This window comes from Acetivibrio sp., assembly GCF_035371925.1.
Lineage (GTDB): Bacteria > Bacillota > Clostridia > Acetivibrionales > Acetivibrionaceae > Hungateiclostridium.
Window position 1 is genome coordinate 38,179 of record NZ_DAORXT010000006.1, and the last position, 20,706, is coordinate 58,884.

16 protein-coding genes, 3 tRNA genes, 1 pseudogene and 1 other annotated feature are annotated in these 20,706 nt (G+C 38.3%); of the genes and pseudogenes, 13 read left to right on the forward strand and 7 right to left on the reverse strand.

Annotated features, from left to right (window positions below; genetic code table 11):
- Positions 1-40: 40 nt before the first annotated feature.
- From PLH43_RS01800 to PLH43_RS01810, 3 genes are all read right to left on the reverse strand, one after another.
- The gene (locus PLH43_RS01800) at positions 41-715 is read right to left on the reverse strand and encodes a hypothetical protein (RefSeq protein ID WP_324359471.1); all 675 of its coding nucleotides are present in this window, start codon (positions 713-715) and stop codon (positions 41-43) included.
- A 123-nt stretch (positions 716-838) separates the two neighbouring features.
- Positions 839-1,279 carry a L,D-transpeptidase family protein gene (locus tag PLH43_RS01805; protein ID WP_324359502.1) on the reverse strand — a complete coding sequence of 147 codons (441 nt, stop codon included), beginning with the start codon at positions 1,277-1,279 and terminating at the stop codon, positions 839-841.
- A gap of 12 nt (positions 1,280-1,291) precedes the next feature.
- Positions 1,292-2,755, reverse strand: a complete 1,464-nt coding sequence (locus PLH43_RS01810; RefSeq protein WP_324359473.1) for an ATP-binding protein — start codon at positions 2,753-2,755, stop codon at positions 1,292-1,294.
- A 286-nt stretch (positions 2,756-3,041) separates the two neighbouring features.
- Between PLH43_RS01810 and PLH43_RS01815 the strand changes: the two genes are divergently transcribed.
- Together PLH43_RS01815 and PLH43_RS01820 are read left to right on the forward strand one after the other, a co-directional pair.
- Positions 3,042-3,176 (forward strand): hypothetical protein, encoded by a 135-nt coding sequence (locus tag PLH43_RS01815; protein ID WP_324359475.1) that lies wholly within the window; start codon positions 3,042-3,044, stop codon positions 3,174-3,176.
- Positions 3,177-3,262: 86 nt separating this feature from the next.
- On the forward strand, positions 3,263-4,855 hold the full coding sequence (locus PLH43_RS01820) for a recombinase family protein (protein WP_324359477.1): 1,593 nt from the start codon (positions 3,263-3,265) through the stop codon (positions 4,853-4,855).
- A 12-nt stretch (positions 4,856-4,867) separates the two neighbouring features.
- Here PLH43_RS01820 and PLH43_RS01825 read toward each other — a convergent pair whose 3' ends face one another.
- Positions 4,868-5,239: a L,D-transpeptidase gene (locus PLH43_RS01825; RefSeq protein WP_324359479.1), complete on the reverse strand. Its 372-nt coding sequence runs from the start codon at positions 5,237-5,239 to the stop codon at positions 4,868-4,870.
- 176 nt (positions 5,240-5,415) lie between these two features.
- Between PLH43_RS01825 and PLH43_RS01830 the strand changes: the two genes are divergently transcribed.
- The 3 genes from PLH43_RS01830 (at position 5,416) to PLH43_RS01840 (ending at position 8,670) form a co-directional block, all read left to right on the forward strand.
- Complete coding sequence (locus tag PLH43_RS01830) at positions 5,416-6,057, forward strand: class II aldolase/adducin family protein (protein WP_324359481.1); 642 nt, start codon at positions 5,416-5,418, stop codon at positions 6,055-6,057.
- Positions 6,058-6,104: 47 nt separating this feature from the next.
- The gene (locus tag PLH43_RS01835) at positions 6,105-7,601 is read left to right on the forward strand and encodes a hypothetical protein (protein WP_324359483.1); all 1,497 of its coding nucleotides are present in this window, start codon (positions 6,105-6,107) and stop codon (positions 7,599-7,601) included.
- Positions 7,602-7,707: 106 nt separating this feature from the next.
- Positions 7,708-8,670 (forward strand): tetratricopeptide repeat protein, encoded by a 963-nt coding sequence (locus PLH43_RS01840; protein ID WP_324359484.1) that lies wholly within the window; start codon positions 7,708-7,710, stop codon positions 8,668-8,670.
- 8 nt (positions 8,671-8,678) lie between these two features.
- Here the strand turns inward: PLH43_RS01840 and PLH43_RS01845 are convergent, their stop codons facing one another.
- A complete protein-coding gene (locus tag PLH43_RS01845; RefSeq protein ID WP_324359486.1) occupies positions 8,679-9,986 on the reverse strand; it encodes a glycoside hydrolase family 3 protein in 1,308 nt (435 codons plus the stop codon).
- Between the two features lie 213 nt (positions 9,987-10,199).
- Here PLH43_RS01845 and PLH43_RS01850 point away from each other — a divergent pair, with 213 nt between their 5' ends.
- The 5 genes from PLH43_RS01850 (at position 10,200) to PLH43_RS01870 (ending at position 19,172) form a co-directional block, all read left to right on the forward strand.
- A complete protein-coding gene (locus PLH43_RS01850) occupies positions 10,200-11,213 on the forward strand; it encodes a dockerin type I domain-containing protein (RefSeq protein ID WP_324359488.1) in 1,014 nt (337 codons plus the stop codon).
- Positions 11,214-11,477: 264 nt separating this feature from the next.
- Positions 11,478-13,835, forward strand: a complete 2,358-nt coding sequence (locus PLH43_RS01855) for a dockerin type I domain-containing protein (RefSeq protein ID WP_324359490.1) — start codon at positions 11,478-11,480, stop codon at positions 13,833-13,835.
- Positions 13,836-13,928: 93 nt separating this feature from the next.
- Positions 13,929-14,212 (forward strand) — a binding site (T-box leader).
- A gap of 58 nt (positions 14,213-14,270) precedes the next feature.
- Positions 14,271-14,513 carry a hypothetical protein gene (locus PLH43_RS01860; RefSeq protein ID WP_324359492.1) on the forward strand — a complete coding sequence of 81 codons (243 nt, stop codon included), beginning with the start codon at positions 14,271-14,273 and terminating at the stop codon, positions 14,511-14,513.
- 42 nt (positions 14,514-14,555) lie between these two features.
- Positions 14,556-17,207: a valine--tRNA ligase gene (locus tag PLH43_RS01865; RefSeq protein ID WP_324359494.1), complete on the forward strand. Its 2,652-nt coding sequence runs from the start codon at positions 14,556-14,558 to the stop codon at positions 17,205-17,207.
- Between the two features lie 36 nt (positions 17,208-17,243).
- A complete protein-coding gene (locus PLH43_RS01870) occupies positions 17,244-19,172 on the forward strand; it encodes an NAD(+) synthase (RefSeq protein ID WP_324359496.1) in 1,929 nt (642 codons plus the stop codon).
- Between the two features lie 67 nt (positions 19,173-19,239).
- On the opposite strand, the gene PLH43_RS01875 is transcribed toward PLH43_RS01870, so the two are convergent.
- Positions 19,240-19,443: a hypothetical protein gene (locus tag PLH43_RS01875; RefSeq protein ID WP_324359498.1), complete on the reverse strand. Its 204-nt coding sequence runs from the start codon at positions 19,441-19,443 to the stop codon at positions 19,240-19,242.
- A gap of 397 nt (positions 19,444-19,840) precedes the next feature.
- Between PLH43_RS01875 and PLH43_RS01880 the strand changes: the two genes are divergently transcribed.
- The 3 genes from PLH43_RS01880 (at position 19,841) to PLH43_RS01890 (ending at position 20,081) form a co-directional block, all read left to right on the forward strand.
- A tRNA-His gene (locus PLH43_RS01880) sits at positions 19,841-19,917 on the forward strand.
- A gap of 7 nt (positions 19,918-19,924) precedes the next feature.
- Positions 19,925-20,000: transfer RNA gene (locus tag PLH43_RS01885), tRNA-Gln, on the forward strand.
- A 5-nt stretch (positions 20,001-20,005) separates the two neighbouring features.
- Positions 20,006-20,081 (forward strand) — tRNA-Lys (locus PLH43_RS01890).
- A 359-nt stretch (positions 20,082-20,440) separates the two neighbouring features.
- Here PLH43_RS01890 and PLH43_RS01895 read toward each other — a convergent pair.
- A pseudogene (locus tag PLH43_RS01895) lies at positions 20,441-20,706 on the reverse strand (IS110 family transposase); the annotation flags it as partial.

Below are 20,706 nucleotides of genomic sequence, written 5' to 3' on the forward strand. Positions count from 1 at the left end.
TGCTTAAGTCAGATATTAAGCAGGGATAAAATGTTGACACTTAACTAATGATTCTGTTTATTTTAATGATAATATTAAGAATTAACAGAAGGATTGAGATGATAATCATAAAAATGGAAATTACCATACCTGCAATGGCCATGCCGTTTTTCGAAGAATTTATTCCTCTGCCTGCGTAAGCAATGGACAGCGTCCCAAATATAATTCCAAACACTGGAAATAAGAAGCCTATAAGCGATATTAGTCCGAATATTAGACTAAATTTGGCATTGCCGGAGGTATCATGGGTTTTTACAAGTATAGGCCCATTTCTTGGGATGTTTTGATAATTGCCTGATCCGCCAATTTCGAATTCATTAAAGTTTTTGGTTGTTTCATTGGGCAATGGCTGCTTTAGTAGATTAATCAAGTTGTTTACTTTATCTCTTAGCATATTTTTAATTAAAGCTCCCACAAAGCCGTCTAAGTCCATTTCACCGGAATAAACGCCCGGAAGCCATGCAAATTTCAGCCATGCTTCAATTGTCAGAGTCCCATTGATATAAGTTGTTTTGATAAATTGCGGGCTGGTAAGCCAGCCGTTTCCGTGCTGCCATACGTTTTCGCCTTTATAAACGGTATATTTAAAACCTTCTTTATTCATAAAATCCTTTATGATGAAATTTACAAAATCCTCGGGTTTATTGAGAACAATATCTGTTTTGAAACGCGGCACTAAGGTTTACCCCCTTTACGATGTTTTTACGCAATTGACTATTTTTTTATATCAAACCCAATTACAAAAGTCAATATATACGATAAAGGCTTAATCTATGATACAACCCCTTTTATGATTGAATTATTCCGATGATTGGCTTTGCTCTTTTTCTACCTTTTCCTTATATTTCTTCATTATGAGGTTGTATAATGACTTGTTTACCGTACCGGTAACCTTAATATTGTTATCCTTCTGAAATTTTATTACGCTTTTTTTGAGATTGTCTTGAAATTTACCGCTGGGCCAGTCATGAAAATACCCCAGCTTTTTTAAGGCCTTCTGAACCTTTAAAACATCGGAACCTACATCTCCGCTTTTTAACTCCTTGAAAGGCCTGTTTTTTTGCACAATTGTGACTGTTGTACCGTAAGGAACTATATTGTACAACTCTCTCGCGCTTTCATTATACATTCGGATACAGCCGTGGGATGCATTTTGTTTGCCGATATACCATGGATGTTTGGTTCCGTGTATTCCGTATTGCCCCCACCCTGCGTAAGGGCGGGGAACACGAACTAAGATGTAAAAACCTAATTATTCTCTGTACCCTTTTTCCTCGGCATGGCCTAAGAGATACAGAAAAGCATAAGCAGGAATTTTATAAATGGGTATTTTCGTCTTATACGGCAATATACCGTATGAGTCTGACGTTTTTGTCACCACAATGGCTGCAAGAATTTTATCCTTTTCGCTGTTTGCCAATTCCACAATGGCATCGTCATGCTTTATTATTGGATTTTCCCGGTACTTGATTTCAACAAGAATCCTTCCGGGCGGATAATCCACTACAACATCAATTTCCTTGGGTACTTGGCCGGATTTGCGATAATAGCCTACACTTGCATGCAAGGGGTAGTAGAACGATGCCAAATGCTTGTATACTGCCGTCTCAGCCACAAGTCCCATTTCTTCGGGATTTGAGACCAAATCGTTGATATCCAGCATCAGCACTGCATTTCTGATTGCTGCGTCCGAGATATAAATTTTTGGAGCAGCCTTTAATATCATCTTGCCGGCCAATCCAACCGGCATGCTTCTGTAAATAAGGTTGGCCCTTTCAAGAAACTCAATATAACTGTCTATAGTTGCTCTTGGAGTACCGTCAAGCTCTCTGCTGATAGCGGAAGTATTTATAATATTTGAAGAATTGAAACACAGGTACAAAAACACTTTCTCCAATATTGCGGAGTTCCTTATGCTAAAAAGGCTTGGAATATCTCTTTTCAGCACCTTGTCGACCACATCCTCCCGCAGTATCCTCTGTGCTCCAAAGTCATCATCGGACAGCACAAGTTCGGGAAAACCGCCAACGGCAAGGTAACGTGTAAAGTGTTTTTGAAAAGGCTCCAAAAGGTGCATGATTTCTCTTTGTGTACCTTCACTCATTGAGGCAAGGGATGTGGGGGTTACGTCAACGTTTATGTTCGCAACATCCTTTATACCGGCTAATTTGCAATATTCATAAAACGACAATGTGGGTACGCGAATAATATTCCAACGTCCTACTCCGCTGTCGCCGGCGGCTTTTTCAATAACCGGACTGGCTGACCCTGTGGCTGTGATGTAAACATGCGGTTTGGTATCGTAAAATACCTTTAGATACAGCTCCCAATCATCTGCGTACTGGATTTCGTCAAAAAACAACCAGCATTTTTCTTCAGGATAAACATTGGTAGTGTAGATTTCCATCAGTTCCTCAACAGTGTAGAACTTTAATATCGGGTGGTCAAAAGACACATACAAAATACTCTTTGGCGGAACACCTTTGTCAAGCAAGCTTTGGATCATCTGATACATGATGGTTGTCTTTCCGACACGTCTTGCACCGGAAAGCAGCACAAATCTGCGTACGGAATTATGCTCCAGCCAGCGCATGGACTCAAAATATGCAAAGCGCTTTATGGGCTTTACCATATCATGGGGCATTGCTCCGACCCGCCACCAGGGATTATATGAATATAGCAGCTTTATAACATTTTCAACGGATGTAATAGCCATTCTCTCACCTCATTTTTTTAATATTATATTTCTATTTATCATTTTTGTCAATAAATATGCTAAATATACTTTACATATTATCAATATAAAATGCATAACAAGGTAATATGCAAATGAATCTAAAAGTTTACTATATTTAAAATTTATGCTGTTGAAAATAAAGTAATTAATTGGACTATACATGCATTTGTGGGGGCAAATTTTGAATTCTGACTTGTCCGGCGGTAATTGGACATGATTTTTTCTGCATAAGTATTTATATAGTTTTTAAAGCATGGGGTGAAATATGAAAGAAGAGCTGCGGACCCAAAAATCAGATAAAAATGATAAAAATATTGAAATGATATCCTATTATGATGAAAACGGAAAATCAATTAATGAACTCATGCAGGAATTAATCGGGTTTTTGTTACCGACTTAAGGTTTATTGATGACGGTTTTTCTTATTCGAATAATGCCATCAAATTTATAGATATTCATAAAAAGAGCTCGGATGGGGGCAAAGGCATGTTGGCTAGAATAGACAACTATAAAAAAGGCGAAGACAGGGCTTTTAAAGTTGGTCTCTATTTAAGGCTCTCAAGAGAAGATGACAACTACAGCCTATCGGAAAGTATAGTCAATCAAAAAAATTACCTTACTGATTATGTGCTTGAAAAAGGGTGGACTCTGGTTGATACTTATGTTGATGACGGTTATACCGGTACCAACTTTGACAGGCCTGGATTTAACAGGCTTCTTAGGGATATTGAAGACAAAAAAATTAATCTTGTAATTACAAAGGATTTGAGCAGGCTCGGACGTGATTATATAAAAACCGGCTATTATCTCGAACAGTATTTTCCTGACCGTGGAGTACGCTATATTGCTGTAAATGACGGTATTGACACCTTCGCAGACAACAACTCCAACAACGATATGTCACCTTTTAAAAGTGTGATGAATGATATGTATGCAAAAGATATCAGCAAAAAAGTCAGGACCACATTGGATAGCAAAAGGGCAAACGGGAAGTTTGTAGGAGCTTTTGCACCGTATGGATATATGAAGAGCTTGCAGGATAAAAACAAACTGGTAATAGATCCGGAGACGGCGCCAATAATAAGACAGATATTTGAGCTCTATGTAAAAGGGTACGGATATACTAAAATAGCAAATATTTTAAATGACGAAGGTATTTTGCCGCCCGGATTGTATAAATACAAAAACAGCAATTACAAAAATCCAAAATCAAAACATTGCTTGTGGACTCCCGAAACCGTCAGCAAGATTCTTTTGAATCCTACTTACGCCGGCAATTTGGCTCAAAGCAAGTACCGCAAAATTAACTACAAGCTAAAAAAGTTGAGGACTGTACCGCGTCAGGAATGGGTGGTTGTTGAAAACACTCATGAACCCATTGTTGATATTGACACTTTCAGGCTTGTGCAAGAAATGATGAGAAAGAAGGTGGCCGTTAACAGCTTATCTTCGCAAACGGAGCACTTGCTTTCAGGATTTATATTCTGCGGTGACTGTGGAGAAAGAATGACTTTCACGGCAACCAAAAAGGGAAATGTCTACGTAATATGCTCAAAATATAAAAGGTTAAAAAGATGCACCAGACATTCCTTTTTAGAATCGGAACTTGAGTTTCATATCCTAAACGAGCTTCGAAAAATAGTGGCATTTTCAATCGATTGTGAAAAGCTTGTAAAGGCGGCAAGCAGCAAGGCCGTTAAGACAAAGAAGAATGATATTCTGAGCGAAATTGACCGTAATGAAAAAAGACTTAAGGAGATAAAAAGAGCTATAAAGTCTCTATATGAAGACAAGTTAAAAGGGGTTTTGACGGAAGAGGACTTTGTGGAGCTTTCAAGAGAATACGGAAAAGAAAGAGAAAAGCTTTTGGAGCGGCTTTCTCAATTGAATGCAAAAATAGTTTCCGATACCGAAACGGAAAGTGAAAAAGAAGCATTGATAAAACAGGTAAAAGATTTTATTGGTTTTAAAGAGCCGAATAGAGCCATTCTTTCAAAATTGATTGAGAAGATTGAGATTTTTGAAAACAAAAGGGTTGCAGTGTATTATAAATTTAAAAAACCGGAAGAAATGAGATGATGTTCCGAAATACTACGTAGGGCAGGGGACGTTAAGCCCCATCCAAGAACCTCCGAAGCTGCCTCCCCAATCGGATTTGCTTATTATTTTCCAAGTGCCTTCGGGGGAAGGGGTTTCGGGTTTTCCGCCCGACACCATGTAGGTTTTTATAAGCGCTCCGTCTTTATATAAATACAGTTTGAGCTCATCAAGATTTATATATATGTAGTAGCCTTTGGTGACCACACTAGTATCTTCAGCTTCCATTGGTATATCGTCGATGCTCGTATAAAGCAAATTTTCAGAAGGATGATGGTCGTCCAGAATCAATATATTGGTCCATACACCATGAAATACAAATATAAGTATTAACAGTGCCGATAAAAGCAGAGCTTTTTTCTTCAAGTGAACCACCAAGTATTTTGCTGACTGCTAAATTATATGATTATACTACTTGGCCTATAATAATTTGGCTTAAAAAAACCGATAAATAAATATATGAAATGCAGAAAAACGGGTTGTATATTTTATGGCAGGAATGATAAAATTCAATTTGATACAATTTTTCAGGGGGAAAAAATATGTCAAATGCCATAAGAGATCAAATAGTAAAAGTGTCAAAGCTAATGTATGAGAAAGGAATGGTAAACGCTTTTGCAGGTAACTTGTCCGTTCGGGACGGCGACAATGTTTATATTACACCCAGCGGTATATGCAAAGGTTTTTTAAATGAAGACATGATTGTAAAAACCGACATGAACGGAAATGTATTGGAAGGGATGTACATGCCTTCTTCAGAAATAAAGCTTCATCTTGAGGCATACAGGAGAAGGAAGGATGTATACTCCGTGGTACACGCTCATCCTCCTTATACTACTGCATATGCAGTTGCCAACAAACCTATTGAATCAAAAGCTTGTGCTGAAATGGTAATTTTTTTTGGTAAGATACCTGTTGCAGCATACGGTACCCCATCGACAGATGAAATATTTAGTGGTGTCAAAGAATATATTAATGAGTACGATGTTATCCTTCTTGCAAATCATGGAATAGTGTCAGTCGGAAGAGATGTTTTCGATGCATATTTCAAGCTTGAAGCGGCGGAGGATATAGCAAAAACATTGATTTTGTCGCGGCTTTTAGGAGGCGAAAAAGACTTGCCGAAGAACAAGCTAAAGGAGCTTGATGACATGAGAAAAAGACGCAAAAATGAAGTTTATTAGTCAGAAGCTAAGTTTGCAGTTAAAAAAATAAAATTGGGAGTGGTAGTATGCGTTTTTTTAGTGATTTGGTAATTGGCTTGGACCCGGTAGGATTGGCAATTCTGTTTATTATTGCAGTAATCTTTCTGTTCTCCCTGGCCATTAATTTGTTTACTCGCAGAAAGTATTTTGAGATATATAATGATTTGGAGAAAAATTGCAATACGAAAAATGCGAAGTTTAAAACCAGTTTTTTGAATGAAGTAGTTGAAACATATAAGAAGGTATCAATCGGCAAGTATAATGATGTTAATACCCGGGCAATAATTGAAAACTCTTTCAACAGGCAATTAAAGCCTTTGCTGGTGTGCGAAAAATTTGTCAAATATACAGTTCTAATACTTGTCACTTTAGGACTTTTGGGTACATTTTGGGGCCTGAGATTCGCAGTTAATGAGTTTTCGGAAGGATTTAATGCCATTACACAACCGGGGGCTTTGGCGGATTCTGCTTTTTCCGGCAATTTTCTTAGTGACCTGATGCCTTTGATGCAAGGAATGGGATTTGCCTTTACTACAAGCTTTTTCGGTACGGCTTGTGCTGTTTTGTTTGCTTTGATAAATATTGTGATAAATGCAGGGGAAGCACGCAAAACATTGATGGTGAGTATTGAAGAATACCTTGACAATACAGTGTCTTGTGAAATTGAAAAGGATAAGGAGACAGAATACACCATGATGAATAAGATACTTAAAGAAACCTTTGATGAGTTTGGTGAGAAAATAGAGAAATCTCTTCAGCAAACAACCGAAGCTTTTGGTCAAAAGCTTACCACTGTAGCAATGGAAGTGGAGATAACTTCAAAAACCTTGGACAATACTGTGGATAAATTTGACCAGGCACTCAAAAACTTTGCCGAAAGTATGAAGGATTTTACAGGTTTTAATGAAAACTTAAAGGCCAATATTGAGAAAATGGATGAAAGCTTTGCGAAGGTTGCAGAGGCGCTTAAGGATACATCTAACATAATTAAGGATACGTCGAAGATTGTTGCTGACAACTATAATTCTGTAGAGAGATTTTCAAAGAACATTGAGAGTACGGCAGAGGTAGTGGCAGGTTACAACAGAAAAATAGTCGAGGACATCGGCAATATTGCAGAGGAAGTAAAGGCTTCTGTTTCATCCATCAGGAAGCTTGGTGAGGCCATAAAGAATGACCTTGTTGTAAGGACAGATGAGTTAAAGGAGTATCAGGAAAAATTCAATAATCTGACATCAAGACTTGATAATGAGATTAATCTTTTAGGACAGAAGACAGCGGAAGCATTTTCAAAGTCTCTTGATGAAAACAGCCAGGCTGTGACAGATAAGGTTGTCAATTACGTGGATGATGTTATGAAGGAAGTTATGGAAATTATAGATGAATTAAAGGAAAATGAAAAGATTTTTGCAAAGACAATAGTTATGCTTCCCGAGCAGGTTACTGCATACAACGAAACTGCCGCGGCACAGATGAGCAAGCAGCTTGACGAGGTAAAAAGACTGTTTAGAAAATTTGAATGATTGGTACAATTCATATTAGAATAATGGAATGAATGCAAACAGATGATAGAGGATGACTGTTTAGGGATTGGATAAAATGTTGAATGCCGAATAGGATGGATAAAGTATGAAAAAAAGGTTGGATAATAAAATCGACATTAGAATATCGAAATATGAAAAGTATGTTAAAAAGCATCCTAAAAAGGCCTACGGGTATTATTGCATTGGTAATTTGCATATGGAGGCCGGTAATTACAAGCTTGCAGAAAAGTATTTTAAGAAGTCTCTTGAAGTTGACGGCAATTACACCCTTTCGATTATAGGGTTGATAGAGGCTTATGTGTTTGGAAGAAAGTTTCTCAAAGCTATTTATTTGTTCAGCCAGAATCGTCAGAAAATTATTGACAAATATATTTACAGGGTTAAGCTGGTACGGGGAGTAACTTCCTTTTACAGCAAAACCGATTTGTTTAGAACCGAAGAAAAAGACTTCCTCTCCGAATTTTTCTTGAAACGTTCAATGCGTTCTGTTAAGAAGTTGGTGGACAGTGAGTCAAACAATATTGTTTTAAAGCTTATTCTATGCATGTACTGTTTGCATACCAAAGAAAAGAGCTTCTACATTATCCAAATGTTCAAAACATGCATTTACTGGGACGGGCTGGAGGATACTTTCAGATGGGCGCTGATTAACCGATTGTCTCAAGAGGGAGAAAAGCTTTATTATGATATCAACATTGCAAGGAAGTTTACAACAGTTCCCGATGCAAGCTGCTCTGACGAATATGTTGATATGATTTTCAGTTCGGCGCTGGACAAAGGGAACGGCGGTATAATAGCAGATATTTACGATTCTGCCGGCAAATACAATAAAAAAATATCTCCCCGCTTGATGTGGAGGTATATTCAATGGAGCATGCAGAATTCGTTTTACGATCCGTCGGTTTTTGACTGCTGCAATAAGCTTGTGAAAATGGGATGGATGGATAATGTTATTGCAAATACAATGCTCAAATTCAAGGAGAAGAATGCCGCAAAGCTTGGGGAGGAAAACGAAAGGACATTAAGGCTTTTCGGTTATATGAATTAAGAAGTGAGCTATTCTTCTGCTTTTTGCTTGATTTTTTCCACTATGTCAAGATGCTCCTGTTTGCCCAATATATTCTCCGGGTCGACGGAGCTTTCATTATTTCCAAGTATGTTTCTTTCAAGCTTTACCGTAAAGATTCTTTTCAGAGATTCATTGAGCCTTTCTTCAGTTATTTCACCGTTTTTTACCGCTTCAAGGATGCCGTTATAGGCTTCTTCCAGGGATTCGGGCATGAGTATAATGTCTGCTCCCGCTTTAAAGGCCATGACTGCAGCTTCTGCAGAAGACCAGTAGCTGCTGATTGCCTTCATTTCCATAGCATCGGTTATGATAAGCTTTTCGTGCTTGAGTTCATTTCTTAAAACTCCCGTAAGGATTTCTTCGGACAAAGTTGCAGGCAGGCCATTACCGGTAATGTTGGGAAGTTTAATATGGGCCGTCATGACTCCGTCGGCTCCGGACAGTATGCCCTTCTCAAAGGGGATCAATTCTATTTGGCGTAGTCTTTCGATGTCATGGGTGATTACCACTTGCCCAAGATGCGAATCGTATGAGGTGTCGCCGTGACCGGGAAAGTGCTTTAACACTGTACATACATTCTGCTCTTGCATACCCCTGGACATTTCCTGTACCATTACGGCAACCTTGTAAGGGTCGGAACCGAAAGACCTGTCTCCGATGACAGGATTGTCCGGATTGGTATTTACATCGGCCACCGGTGCGAAATTCATGTTAAAGCCAAGGGAGGACAACTCCGTACCGAGTATTTTACCTGCCTGATACGCAAGCTCCGGATCGTTGGCAAGACCTATTGTGTAGGCGGAGGGTATTTGGGTGGAATGCATTTTTGCGTTGTTTCCAATCCTTGCTATTCGCCCGCCTTCTTCATCAACGGCAATGAACATGGGAATCTTGCTTACTTCCTGCATATCCCGAATAAGTTTTTGGGTCTGAGGTATAGTGTCTATATTTTCGCTAAACAGTATTACACCGCCGGGATTAAATTTCTGAATCTGATTTTTTGTAGAATTGTTCATTACCTTTAAGGGCTGCGATAATTTGCTTTTTCTAAAGGCAACAATGAAAATTTGTCCAACCTTTTCTTCTAAAATCATGGAATTTATCAAATCATCCACTATTTTTGACTGTTGGTTCTCAAAAGCCTCCGCTGATGGTAGAGGAGTTGGAGAAGGAGATGCGGTTGATGTTATTCGTGGGCTGCTGGCCGGCGGCAGAGTGTTGGTATTGCCGTTGCAGCCGGCATAAACTGCAATTAGCAGTAAAGTCATTATTGGAATTTTGATTCTTTTTCTCATTATGTCTCATCCTAACAATTTCTTTTATTTGTATTGTACCAAATAATTATGGTTTTTTTCAAATTCATTTAAACAAGGTTTTACATAATTTTAAATGTAAAATATAATGTATGTAATCTATTTGGGCACAAAATAACTGACAAAGGAAGTGGTTAATGGTTCTGCTTGTATTCTTTAGGTGTTTAAAGCAAAATATAACAGGAGGATATTTAAATGAGAAAATACGGATTATTACTGCTAATTTTTTTATCTGTTATTATTACTATTGCTTTTGGAATGATCTCTGCAGGCGCTGAATCATTATATGGTGACTTGAATGCAAATGGTTCAATTGAATCAACCGATCTAATGATAATGAAGAGAGCACTGCTAAAAAGCTTAACTATTGATGATATTGCGGTTGCTGACTTGGATGGTAACGGTGCAGTAAGTTCGACCGATTTTATGCTTTTAAAAAGGTATTTACTCAAGATGATAAATCAATTTCCGGTTGAAAGCTCGGAACCGGCGATAACACCAACTCCTACTCCGGCAGTCACACCAACTCCTACAGAAGTCAATGAAGAATCTTTTATGTTCAAGATTAGAACTACAAAGGATAATGAAGTATATGGATTTCCTATCATATCTTTTTCAGAGACTTATAATATAGTAGTGTACTGGGGCGATGGCTCAACAAGCACAATAACTGATTATTCCTCAAGAGAGCATAAATATCAATCGGCGGGTATATTCACAATAAAAGTAATTTCCTTTGATTTTATGCCGCTTCGCTTCAAAAAAGATAAAAACCTGATTGAAGTGCTTACACCTTTACCCGATATTGGGACTAACAACTTTTATGAATTCTTTTCGGATTGCAGTAACTTGACAAATATACCGGAAGGACTGTTTGATAATAATATTTATGTCACTAATTTTAGATGGTGTTTTGCAAATTGCAGTAGCTTAACGGAAATCCCAAAAGGCCTGTTTGATAATAATGTTAATGTTACGGATTTTAATTCATGTTTTAGAGATTGTGAAAACTTGGTTGAAATCCCTGAGGGACTGTTTGATAATAATCTTAGTGTTACTGACTTTGCAAGCTGTTTTTGGGGGTGTAAAAACTTAACGGGTTTGGCACCGGATTTATGGATGCGTTCAAATGTAAAATACAGCAATTCATGCTTTTATGGATGTACTAAACTATCCAACTACGATGAAATTCCGGGTGGCTGGAGATAATAATTGCGCGTGAAAAATGCAATAAAAATGGTATGGGCAGTATTTTTGCTGTTCATACCATTTTTAATTTGTAAAATCAAATACCCAAACGATATTCGGCTCCAGATTTAATAGGACTTTACAAAATTTTGAATCAAAAATATAATTAATGCTGTAAGTTTATTTTTATTAAATAACCTATAGTGGAAATCAATGAGCAGTACGGCTGATTATGCAAAAAGATGAAATGAAAAGAGTCAAATTATTTTCTAAGTGGGGGTTTTTATGAAAAGAAGCTATAAAAGACTGTTTTGCGGTATTTTGTGCTTTTTAGTTGTACTTGCAAATGGAGCTATTCCGAATTGGGGAGATACTCTATTTGGTATTTTGGGAGGACAAGTATTTGCAGCAAGCGATGATGAAAATGCCTTTTACAAAATTTCAGGCTATGTTGAGCCGGACTTTGCATATAAGAATTCTGATTTAAAATCGGGTTTTGTGGTGGAATTGGTTGGATATGACAAGAGAGCTTTATCGGATTCACAGGGTTATTTTGAAATTAAAGATGTTCCTGTAAATTATTCGGGATATACTGTGAAAATAAGCAAGGCCAGTTATTTGTGCAGGATTATTGAAAATGTCAAAGTAACATATGATACACAGTTGGGTTCGGAGAGCGAACCGATAAAAATGTGGGCTGGAGATATGATGATTGAGGGAGTTCAAGACAATGTAATCAATATTATGGACATTCTCCAGTTCATAGATTGCTTTAACACTACATCGGAAGGCACGGGCTATGAGGCTGGTTCGGATATAAACAAAGACGGCATAATAAATATGGAAGATGTTATGATAGTAGTGAGTAATTTCGGTAAAGTTTCGTCAGATTACCCAAGTGTTCCGGTGGAAAAAATCTATGATGCCAAGTTCATATTTAAGATTAAAACAACCAAGAATGGCGAAGTATACAGATTTCCAGTTGAGTTTAATGGTTTAATCGGTATTGAAAATATAGTAGTTGATTGGGGAGACGGTACAACGAGCCGAATAACTAATAATTCCACAAGAGAACATAAGTACGACGCGGCAGGTATATATACAATAAAAGTAGTTGATTATAATACTTTGCCATTTAATTTTAGAAATGATACAAACCTGTTTGAAATAATTACCCCTCTACCTGAAAAATACTACTACTTTGAAAGTTTTTTTCAGGGATGTACCAACCTAACAAGAATTCCTGAAGGACTGTTTGATAATAACCTATATAGTACTGAGATATTTAATTCGTGTTTTAGCGGATGCAAGAGCTTGAAAGAAATCCCCGAAGGGCTGTTTGAAAATAATGATAAAATTACCGAGTTTGTTCATACTTTTAGTGAGTGCATCAGCTTAACTAAGCTTCCTGAAGGATTATTCCAAAATAATGTTAATGCTATCGACTTTTCTTACGCTTTTAGTGGTTGCGAGAGCCTAACGGAAATTCCTGAAGGATTGTTTGAAAATAATGTTAATGCTATCGACTTCTATTTTACTTTTAGTGATTGCAGCAGCTTAACAAAAATTCCCGAACGCCTCTTTGAGAATAATGAGAATGCATATGGTTTTATTGGCATCTTTTCGAATTGCAGCAGCTTGACAGAAATACCTGAAGGACTGTTTAAAAATATCAAGGCATCAAGTTTTGCTCTCTGTTTCCAGGGTTGCATCAGCTTAACGAGGATTCCGGAAGGGCTCTTTAAAAATAATACAAATGCAGAAGAATTTTATGGTTGCTTTAGTTTTTGCTCCAAATTAAAAGAGATTCCCAAAGGCCTATTTAATAATAATATTAATGCAGAAGACTTTAGTGATTGCTTTTTTGGGTGTGATAATTTAACGGAAATTCCTGAGGAACTTTTTGAAAATAATATTAATGCAAAATTTTTTGCTAGTACCTTTAGTGGTTGTGAGAGTTTAACGGAAATCCCCGAAGGGCTGTTTAAAAATAATATTAATGCCACAAATTTTGCCTACTGTTTTGAGGACTGCAGAAGCATAAGAGAAATTCCTGAAAGGCTGTTTGAGAATAATATTAAAGCATTATCGTTTACAGGTTGTTTTTTGAATTGTGGCGGCGTAACAGAAATTCCAGGGGGGCTGTTTAAAAATAATATTAATGCAAAATGGTTTAATGGTTGTTTTTCGGGATGTGGTAACTTGACGAGAATCCCCGAGGGACTGTTTAAGAATAATATTAATGCGGCAGGATTTAGTAACTGTTTTTCAAATTGTAAAAGAATAGTAGAAATCCCCGAAGGTCTGTTTGAAAATAATATTAATGCAACTGACTTCAGTGGCTGTTTTGCGGGTTGTGAAAGCCTGACGGAAATTCCCGAAGCACTGTTTAAAAATAATACTTTTACAACTAGCTTCAGCAGATGTTTTGCGCATTGCGAGGGCATAACGGAAATTCCCGAAAGGTTGTTTGAGAATAATGTTAATGTTACTAACTTTAGTAATTGCTTTTTAAACTGTAAGAACTTAATGGGCCCTGCACCGGCTTTGTGGATGAACTCAAATGTTAAAACATCATCTTCCTGTTTTAGAGGATGTACTAAACTATCGAACTACGACGAGATTCCGGATAGCTGGAAATAACTTTCTTGTGTAACTTTAATTATGAAAGTTTCTGCTAAAATACCTTGACATGGGGGAAGGTTTTAATTATTATTTTCTTAAGACAATAATAAGATACAAGCGATGATCAGGAGGAGTAAGCAGCAACGGCTTAATAGAGAGGGGAAATCGGCGGCTGAAAGTTTCCCTTAAGTATCGAGCTGACGAAGGTAGCCTGGGAGTTCTGGAGTTGAAAGGATAAAGCTTTAATAGTTGAAGCTTGTCTTAGTAGATTTCAGCGGTACAGAGCCGTTATTTCGAAGCTTTATAGGGACTTTTCTGTCCTTATGAAGGCTGAGATGCCCGTAAATTATGGGAATTTTGGTGGTAACGCGGAGAGAGAGTCTTCCGTCCAATTGTTGGATGGAAGGCTTTTTTAGTATAGTATTGAGAATTTTGCCAAGGAGAGAGTGGTAAATGATTTTTTTAAAAGTATTGATGCTGTTATCTCTTGTAGCCGGTTTTGCAACTGTGTTTGCCGCAAAAGCCATTGTTGAAAAATTTAAACTTAATGAAAAAGCAAAATGTGATTTTGAAGATGAGATAACTGAAGAAGAAGCTGAAAAATACAAATTTGACAAAGCAGTGCTTAGTGTGAAAATGACAGGAATGCTGATAGCATTTCCAGGCTTGATATTGTTACTAATTATTTACAGATAAATTTGTAAGTTAATCCTTAAATAAGCGAGTGGAGGTTTTTGTATGTGTGAAAAGAAGAATATTGCCAAAACATATGACCCGAAACAGGTTGAAGACAGGTTATATGCGGAGTGGATGGAGAAAGGCTATTTTCATGCGGAAATAGACAAAGAAAAAAAGCCTTTTACCATTGTTATTCCGCCGCCAAACATTACAGGGCAGCTTCATATGGGGCATGCTTTAGATGAAACTCTTCAAGACATCCTTATAAGATGGAAGAGAATGCAAGGATTTTGTACCCTTTGGCTTCCGGGTACTGACCATGCCAGCATAGCCACAGAGGCAAAAATAGTTGAGGCTATGGCAAAAGAGGGCATTACAAAAGAGGACATTGGAAGAGAAAAGTTCTTGGAGAGAGCTTGGGACTGGAAAAAGCATTATGGAGGAAGGATTGTTGAACAGCTTAAAAAGCTTGGAAGCTCGTGTGACTGGGACAGGGAAAGATTCACTATGGATGAAGGTCTTTCAAGGGCTGTAATAGAGGTTTTTGTAAGGCTTTACAACAAAGGCCTCATATACAGAGGTGAAAGAATTATAAACTGGTGCCCGAAGTGCAACACATCCATATCCGATGCAGAGGTTGAATATGAAGAAAAAGCGGGGCATTTCTGGCATATAAAATATTCTGTAAAGGACAGCAATGAGTATGTTATTGTTGCCACCACAAGGCCTGAAACCATGCTGGGTGATACCGCTGTTGCCGTACATCCCGATGACGAAAGGTATAAACATCTTATAGGTAAAACGGTTATTCTACCTCTTATGAACAGGGAAATACCGGTTATAGCCGACGAGTATGTTGAAAAGGATTTCGGAACGGGAGTTGTTAAAATAACCCCTGCTCATGACCCCAATGACTTTGAAGTAGGGCTTAGGCACAACCTTCCTCAAATAAGGGTTATGAATGATGACGCAACAATGAATGATCTGGCAGGACAGTATAAAGGTATGGACAGATATGAGGCCAGAAAGCAGATTGTAAAGGATTTGGAAGAACTGGGCCTGTTATTTAAGATTGAAGACCATACTCATAATGTAGGTACCTGCTATAGATGTTCCACAGTAATTGAGCCTTTAATCTCAAAACAGTGGTTTGTTAAGATGAAGCCTTTGGCAGAACCTGCTATAGAAGTGGTTAAAAACGGAACAATCAAATTTGTACCAGAAAGATTCTCAAAAATATATTTCAACTGGATGGAAAACATTCAGGATTGGTGTATTTCAAGACAGCTTTGGTGGGGGCACAGAATACCGGCGTACTACTGTCAGGAATGCGGTTATATGATGGTGGAAAGCGAAATGCCCGATGTTTGTCCGAAGTGCGGAAGCTCAAGGATTGAGCAGGATCCTGACACCCTTGATACATGGTTCAGCTCGGCACTGTGGCCTTTCTCAACCCTCGGATGGCCGGATGAGACAGAGGATTTGAAGTATTTCTACCCAACCGATGTTCTTGTTACGGGATACGATATTATATTCTTCTGGGTTGCAAGAATGATATTCTCAGGATTGGAGCATATGGGTAAAGAGCCCTTCAGACATGTGTTTATACATGGTATTGTAAGGGATGCACAGGGAAGAAAGATGAGCAAATCCCTGGGCAACGGCATTGATCCTCTGGAGATAATTGATAAGTACGGTACCGATGCATTGAGGTTTGCTCTTACGATAGGAACTTCTCCGGGAAATGATTTGAGATTCTCGGATGAAAAGGTTGAATCCAGCAGGAACTTTGCAAACAAGATATGGAATGCATCAAGATTTGTACTGATGAACTTTGATGACAACCTTGATTTTTCAAAGGTTGATGCCAATAAGTTTACTACTTCCGACAAATGGATACTCAGCAGGGTAAACAGCCTCACCAAAGAAGTTACCGAAAACATGGATAAGTATGAGCTGGGTATCGCTTTGCAGAAAGTTTATGAATTCATCTGGGAAGAGTTCTGTGACTGGTATATTGAGCTTGTAAAACCAAGACTTTATGACAAGGATGATGAAACAAGACTGGAAGCCCAGTATGTTTTAAACTATGTTTTGGGTACTTCCATGAAGCTCTTGCATCCGTATATGCCGTTTATTACAGAGGAAATCTACCGTCATTTGGTTGTAGAGGATGAAAGCATCATGATTTCAAAATGGCCGGTTTACAGGGAAGATTATAATTTCTCTGAGGAAGAAAAGAAGATGAGCCTTATCATGGATGCTATAAAGAATATCAGAAATATCAGGGCAGAGATGAATGTTCCTCCTTCAAGGAAGGCAAAAACGATATTTGTTGCGCCAAATAGCACCGAACAGGAAACATTGAAGGAAGGGGCAGTATTCTTTGAAAGGCTTGCATCAAGTTCGGAGGTTGTGATACAATCCGATAAGTCCGGAATTCCTTCCAATGCCGTAGCTTCGATATTGGCAGGGGTAGAAATATTCCTTCCGCTGGAAGACCTCATTGACATTGATAAAGAAATTGAAAGACTTGAAAAAGAACTGTCAAATCTCCAAAAAGAATTGGACAGGGTAAACAGTAAGCTTGCAAATGAAGGGTTTATCTCAAAAGCTCCGCCAAAAGTGGTTGAAGAAGAGAAGAGCAAGAGGGAAAAGTATCAGCAGATGTATGAGAAAGTAGCGGAAAGACTAAAGGGATTGAAAAAATAAAGGTAAACGAAAAATCTAAATTTTCAAGGTGATTTTATGAAAAACGGTTTTTATAGAGTAGGAGCGGCTGTACCCAAATTGAAAGTGGGCGGCTGCAGGTACAATTCCGATGAAATAATCGGCCTTGTTAGAAAAGGAGACAAGGAAGGCATACAAATATTGGTTTTTCCTGAGCTGTCTATAACAGGGTATACATGTGCTGACTTGTTCCACCAAGAGGCTTTGCTTGAGGATGCCAAGGTGCAGTTGAGAAGGATTCTGGAGGAGACAAAAAACTCCTCCTGTGTATCCTTGATTGGCATACCATTAAGTATTGACAATCAGCTTTTTAACTGTGCTGTCGTAATCCAAAAAGGAAGGATACTTGGAGTTGTTCCAAAGACATATGTTCCAAACTATAGTGAGTTTTACGAGCAGAGATGGTTTGCTTCTGGCAAGAACGCTTTAAGGGATTCAATCAGGCTTTGCGGACAGGAAGTACCCTTTGGAGATGATTTGCTTTTTGAGGATGAAAAAGGGGAAATGTGCTTTGGAATTGAGATTTGTGAAGACTTATGGGTGCCTGTCCCCCCAAGCTCTTTTCAGGCAATGGCCGGGGCACTGATTATTTTTAATCTGTCCGCCAGCAATGAAATCGTAGGTAAGTGCGATTATAGGAAGGAATTGGTAAGACAGCAATCGGCAAGGTGCATGGCAGGCTATGCTTACACCTCTTCCGGTGTGGATGAATCGACAACCGATGTGGTTTTCGGAGGTCATGCAATGATTTTCGAAAACGGAAGTCTTCTTTGCGAATCGGAAAGGTTTTTAATTGACGAACAACTTATTTTCTCCGAGATTGATATAATGAAGCTGATGAACGACAGAAGGAAAAATACCAGCTTTATGGAGCTATGGAAGGATAACGGCAAGAAGTTTCGAAAGGTGAAATTTGAAATTGAGGAATCTGAAGCAGAAGCCATAACGAGATATGTAACGCCGCATCCTTTTGTACCTTCTGATGCAAGCAGCCGAGACCAAAGATGCAGCGAGATTTTTGCAATTCAAACATCGGCTTTGGCAAAGAGAATGAGGCATACAGGGCTTAAGCGCGCCGTTATAGGTATATCGGGAGGCCTTGATTCCACTTTGGCGCTTTTGGTAACTGCGAAAGCCTTTGACTTGCTTAATATCCCGAGGAAGAATATTTTGGCAATTACCATGCCGGGATTTGGAACTACTAATGTGACTTATACCAATGCCATGGATTTCATGAAGTCGATGGACGTGGAAATAAGGGAGATTAATATAAAGGACGCATGTCTTCAGCATTTTAAGGATATCGGTCACGACCCTGCCATACATGACGTGACTTATGAGAATGTCCAGGCAAGGGAACGTACCCAGATATTAATGGATATTGCCAATAAGGAAGGCGGACTTGTAATCGGAACCGGTGACCTTTCGGAGTTGGCATTGGGCTGGTGCACCTATAACGGGGATCATATGTCCATGTATGCGGTAAACGCCAGCATTCCCAAGACATTGGTGAGTTTTCTCGTAAGATGGGTTGCAGACAATATGCTGGAAAGCAAAGCAAAGGAAGTATTGTACAGAATACTTGACACGCCTATATCTCCCGAGCTTCTTCCACCCGATGCAAAGGGTGAGATAAATCAAAAGACAGAAGATATTATAGGGCCTTATGAACTTCATGATTTCTTTATGTATCACATGTTGAGGTACGGCGCAGCACCGGGCAAAATATTGATTCTTGCGAAGAAAGCTTTTGCGGGCAAATACCCGGAGGATGTTATAAAGAAATGGTTGAAGGTATTTGTAAAGCGGTTTTTCAGCCAACAGTTTAAAAGGTCATGCTTGCCTGACGGACCGAAAGTCGGTTCAATCAGCCTTTCACCCAGAGGAGATTGGCGTATGCCCAGCGATGCTGTTGCAGACTCATGGTTGGCTGAATTGGAAGGATAATAAAACAAGAGGGTTTGACACCCTCTTATTTTATTATCATGTTATATTATTCTGTTGTCATAAAAGGTTACACTACATCTTTAAATTTGGAATGAAGGAGATTGATATCTCTGTAAGCAATATTGTTTTTCGCACTCTTTTTATTCTGATTTTTTTTCGTCTTCACAAGATGCAATACCCTTAAGCCTGCTATAGCTCCGATAATTCCTGCTACTATTCCGATAAGCAGTCCTATCAGAATTCCAAGACATAAGGTTAATACAAAATTCATATCTTATCACCATTTATCATTAGTATATTTTTGTGTAAAGCAAATTTGAACATATATTTCTATAATAAACTTTACAATATTTTGATTTAAAAATCAATCCCGATTTTATAGGAAAAAAAGCACTTATGGCAAAAAATGCTGTAAAAATGTAGAATTATGGCTGTTTTTCTTGCGGTTCAATATAAAAATGTATATAAAACGACTGTGGAGTAATTATAAAATAAGAAAAAATATCGAAGATTTCGTACTGTTAAGAGGGTCTAGCCCAGGAATTTGAGGCAAGATACGCTTTTTAAAAATAAGAAAAATTTTTTCGCAAAGAAAATAAAAAAACACTTGACATTTATGTTATTCTGTCTTAGAATATCGTTGTGCCTTTTTTGAGGCAGTTAATACGGTGGGTATAGCTCAGTTGGTTAGAGCGCCAGATTGTGGCTCTGGAGGTCGTGGGTTCGACTCCCACTATTCACCCCACTTATACAGGGATGTAGCCAAGCGGGAAGGCACCAGACTTTGACTCTGGCATTTCGTAGGTTCGAATCCTGCCATCCCTGCCATATAAGGGCCATTAGCTCAGTTGGCAGAGCACATGACTTTTAATCATGGTGTCCCGCGTTCGAGTCGCGGATGGCTCACCAAATAAATGAAAGACCTTGTATAGTATTTTATACAAGGTCTTTTCTCATATGAAAATAAACTCTCAATACAATATGAAAAACATTTAAAGTAAATAAAATATATAGTTGAAAAAAAATTATATTAAGTGTAATATATAATAGTCAGTAAAAGGAAAGTGTGGATATGCACGTACTAAAAAACTTAAAAGACCAGCTAATTAAAGTCAAGAGTTTTTAAGAAAAAATTTTAAGAATTTTCTAAAACTCCTGACAGCGAAAAAAGGCACAACGACAAGACCACCTAAGATTAGTAGACATAAAATAGCTGGCCTGAAATAGTAAATTGATCTTTGAAAACTAAACATCGAGTACAAGTACTACTAAGCTACTGTGTGCTTCGCTGCAAGCATTTGCGCGTGCTCTTGGGGAGAACGTAATTCGTAAGGCTTTCTATCCCTAAGAACAGCAAAAATATAATTAACAAGCTTACGCATAACAGCCCCCAAAGCTACTTTCTTGGGCTTGCTCTGGCATTTGTTTTTGTAATATTCCATCAGTACAGGGTTGTAAGCTGTTTTGTCCCGCTTGGTGCGGATATTAGCAAGAGCAATTGTGAAAAGTACTCTGCGAAGCAGTCTTGACCCCC

Excerpts from the sequence above, each read along its gene's own strand:
- PLH43_RS01810 (WP_324359473.1), bottom strand. The coding sequence starts at position 2,755 with ATGGCTATTACATCCGTTGAAAATGTTATAAAGCTGCTATATTCATAT.
- PLH43_RS01815 (WP_324359475.1), top strand. The coding sequence starts at position 3,042 with ATGAAAGAAGAGCTGCGGACCCAAAAATCAGATAAAAATGATAAAAAT.
- PLH43_RS01820 (WP_324359477.1), top strand. The coding sequence starts at position 3,263 with ATGTTGGCTAGAATAGACAACTATAAAAAAGGCGAAGACAGGGCTTTT.
- PLH43_RS01830 (WP_324359481.1), top strand. The coding sequence starts at position 5,416 with ATGTCAAATGCCATAAGAGATCAAATAGTAAAAGTGTCAAAGCTAATG.
- PLH43_RS01835 (WP_324359483.1), top strand. The coding sequence starts at position 6,105 with ATGCGTTTTTTTAGTGATTTGGTAATTGGCTTGGACCCGGTAGGATTG.
- PLH43_RS01840 (WP_324359484.1), top strand. The coding sequence starts at position 7,708 with ATGAAAAAAAGGTTGGATAATAAAATCGACATTAGAATATCGAAATAT.
- PLH43_RS01845 (WP_324359486.1), bottom strand. The coding sequence starts at position 9,986 with ATGAGAAAAAGAATCAAAATTCCAATAATGACTTTACTGCTAATTGCA.
- PLH43_RS01850 (WP_324359488.1), top strand. The coding sequence starts at position 10,200 with ATGAGAAAATACGGATTATTACTGCTAATTTTTTTATCTGTTATTATT.
- PLH43_RS01855 (WP_324359490.1), top strand. The coding sequence starts at position 11,478 with ATGAAAAGAAGCTATAAAAGACTGTTTTGCGGTATTTTGTGCTTTTTA.
- PLH43_RS01860 (WP_324359492.1), top strand. The coding sequence starts at position 14,271 with ATGATTTTTTTAAAAGTATTGATGCTGTTATCTCTTGTAGCCGGTTTT.
- PLH43_RS01865 (WP_324359494.1), top strand. The coding sequence starts at position 14,556 with ATGTGTGAAAAGAAGAATATTGCCAAAACATATGACCCGAAACAGGTT.
- PLH43_RS01870 (WP_324359496.1), top strand. The coding sequence starts at position 17,244 with ATGAAAAACGGTTTTTATAGAGTAGGAGCGGCTGTACCCAAATTGAAA.
- PLH43_RS01875 (WP_324359498.1), bottom strand. The coding sequence starts at position 19,443 with ATGAATTTTGTATTAACCTTATGTCTTGGAATTCTGATAGGACTGCTT.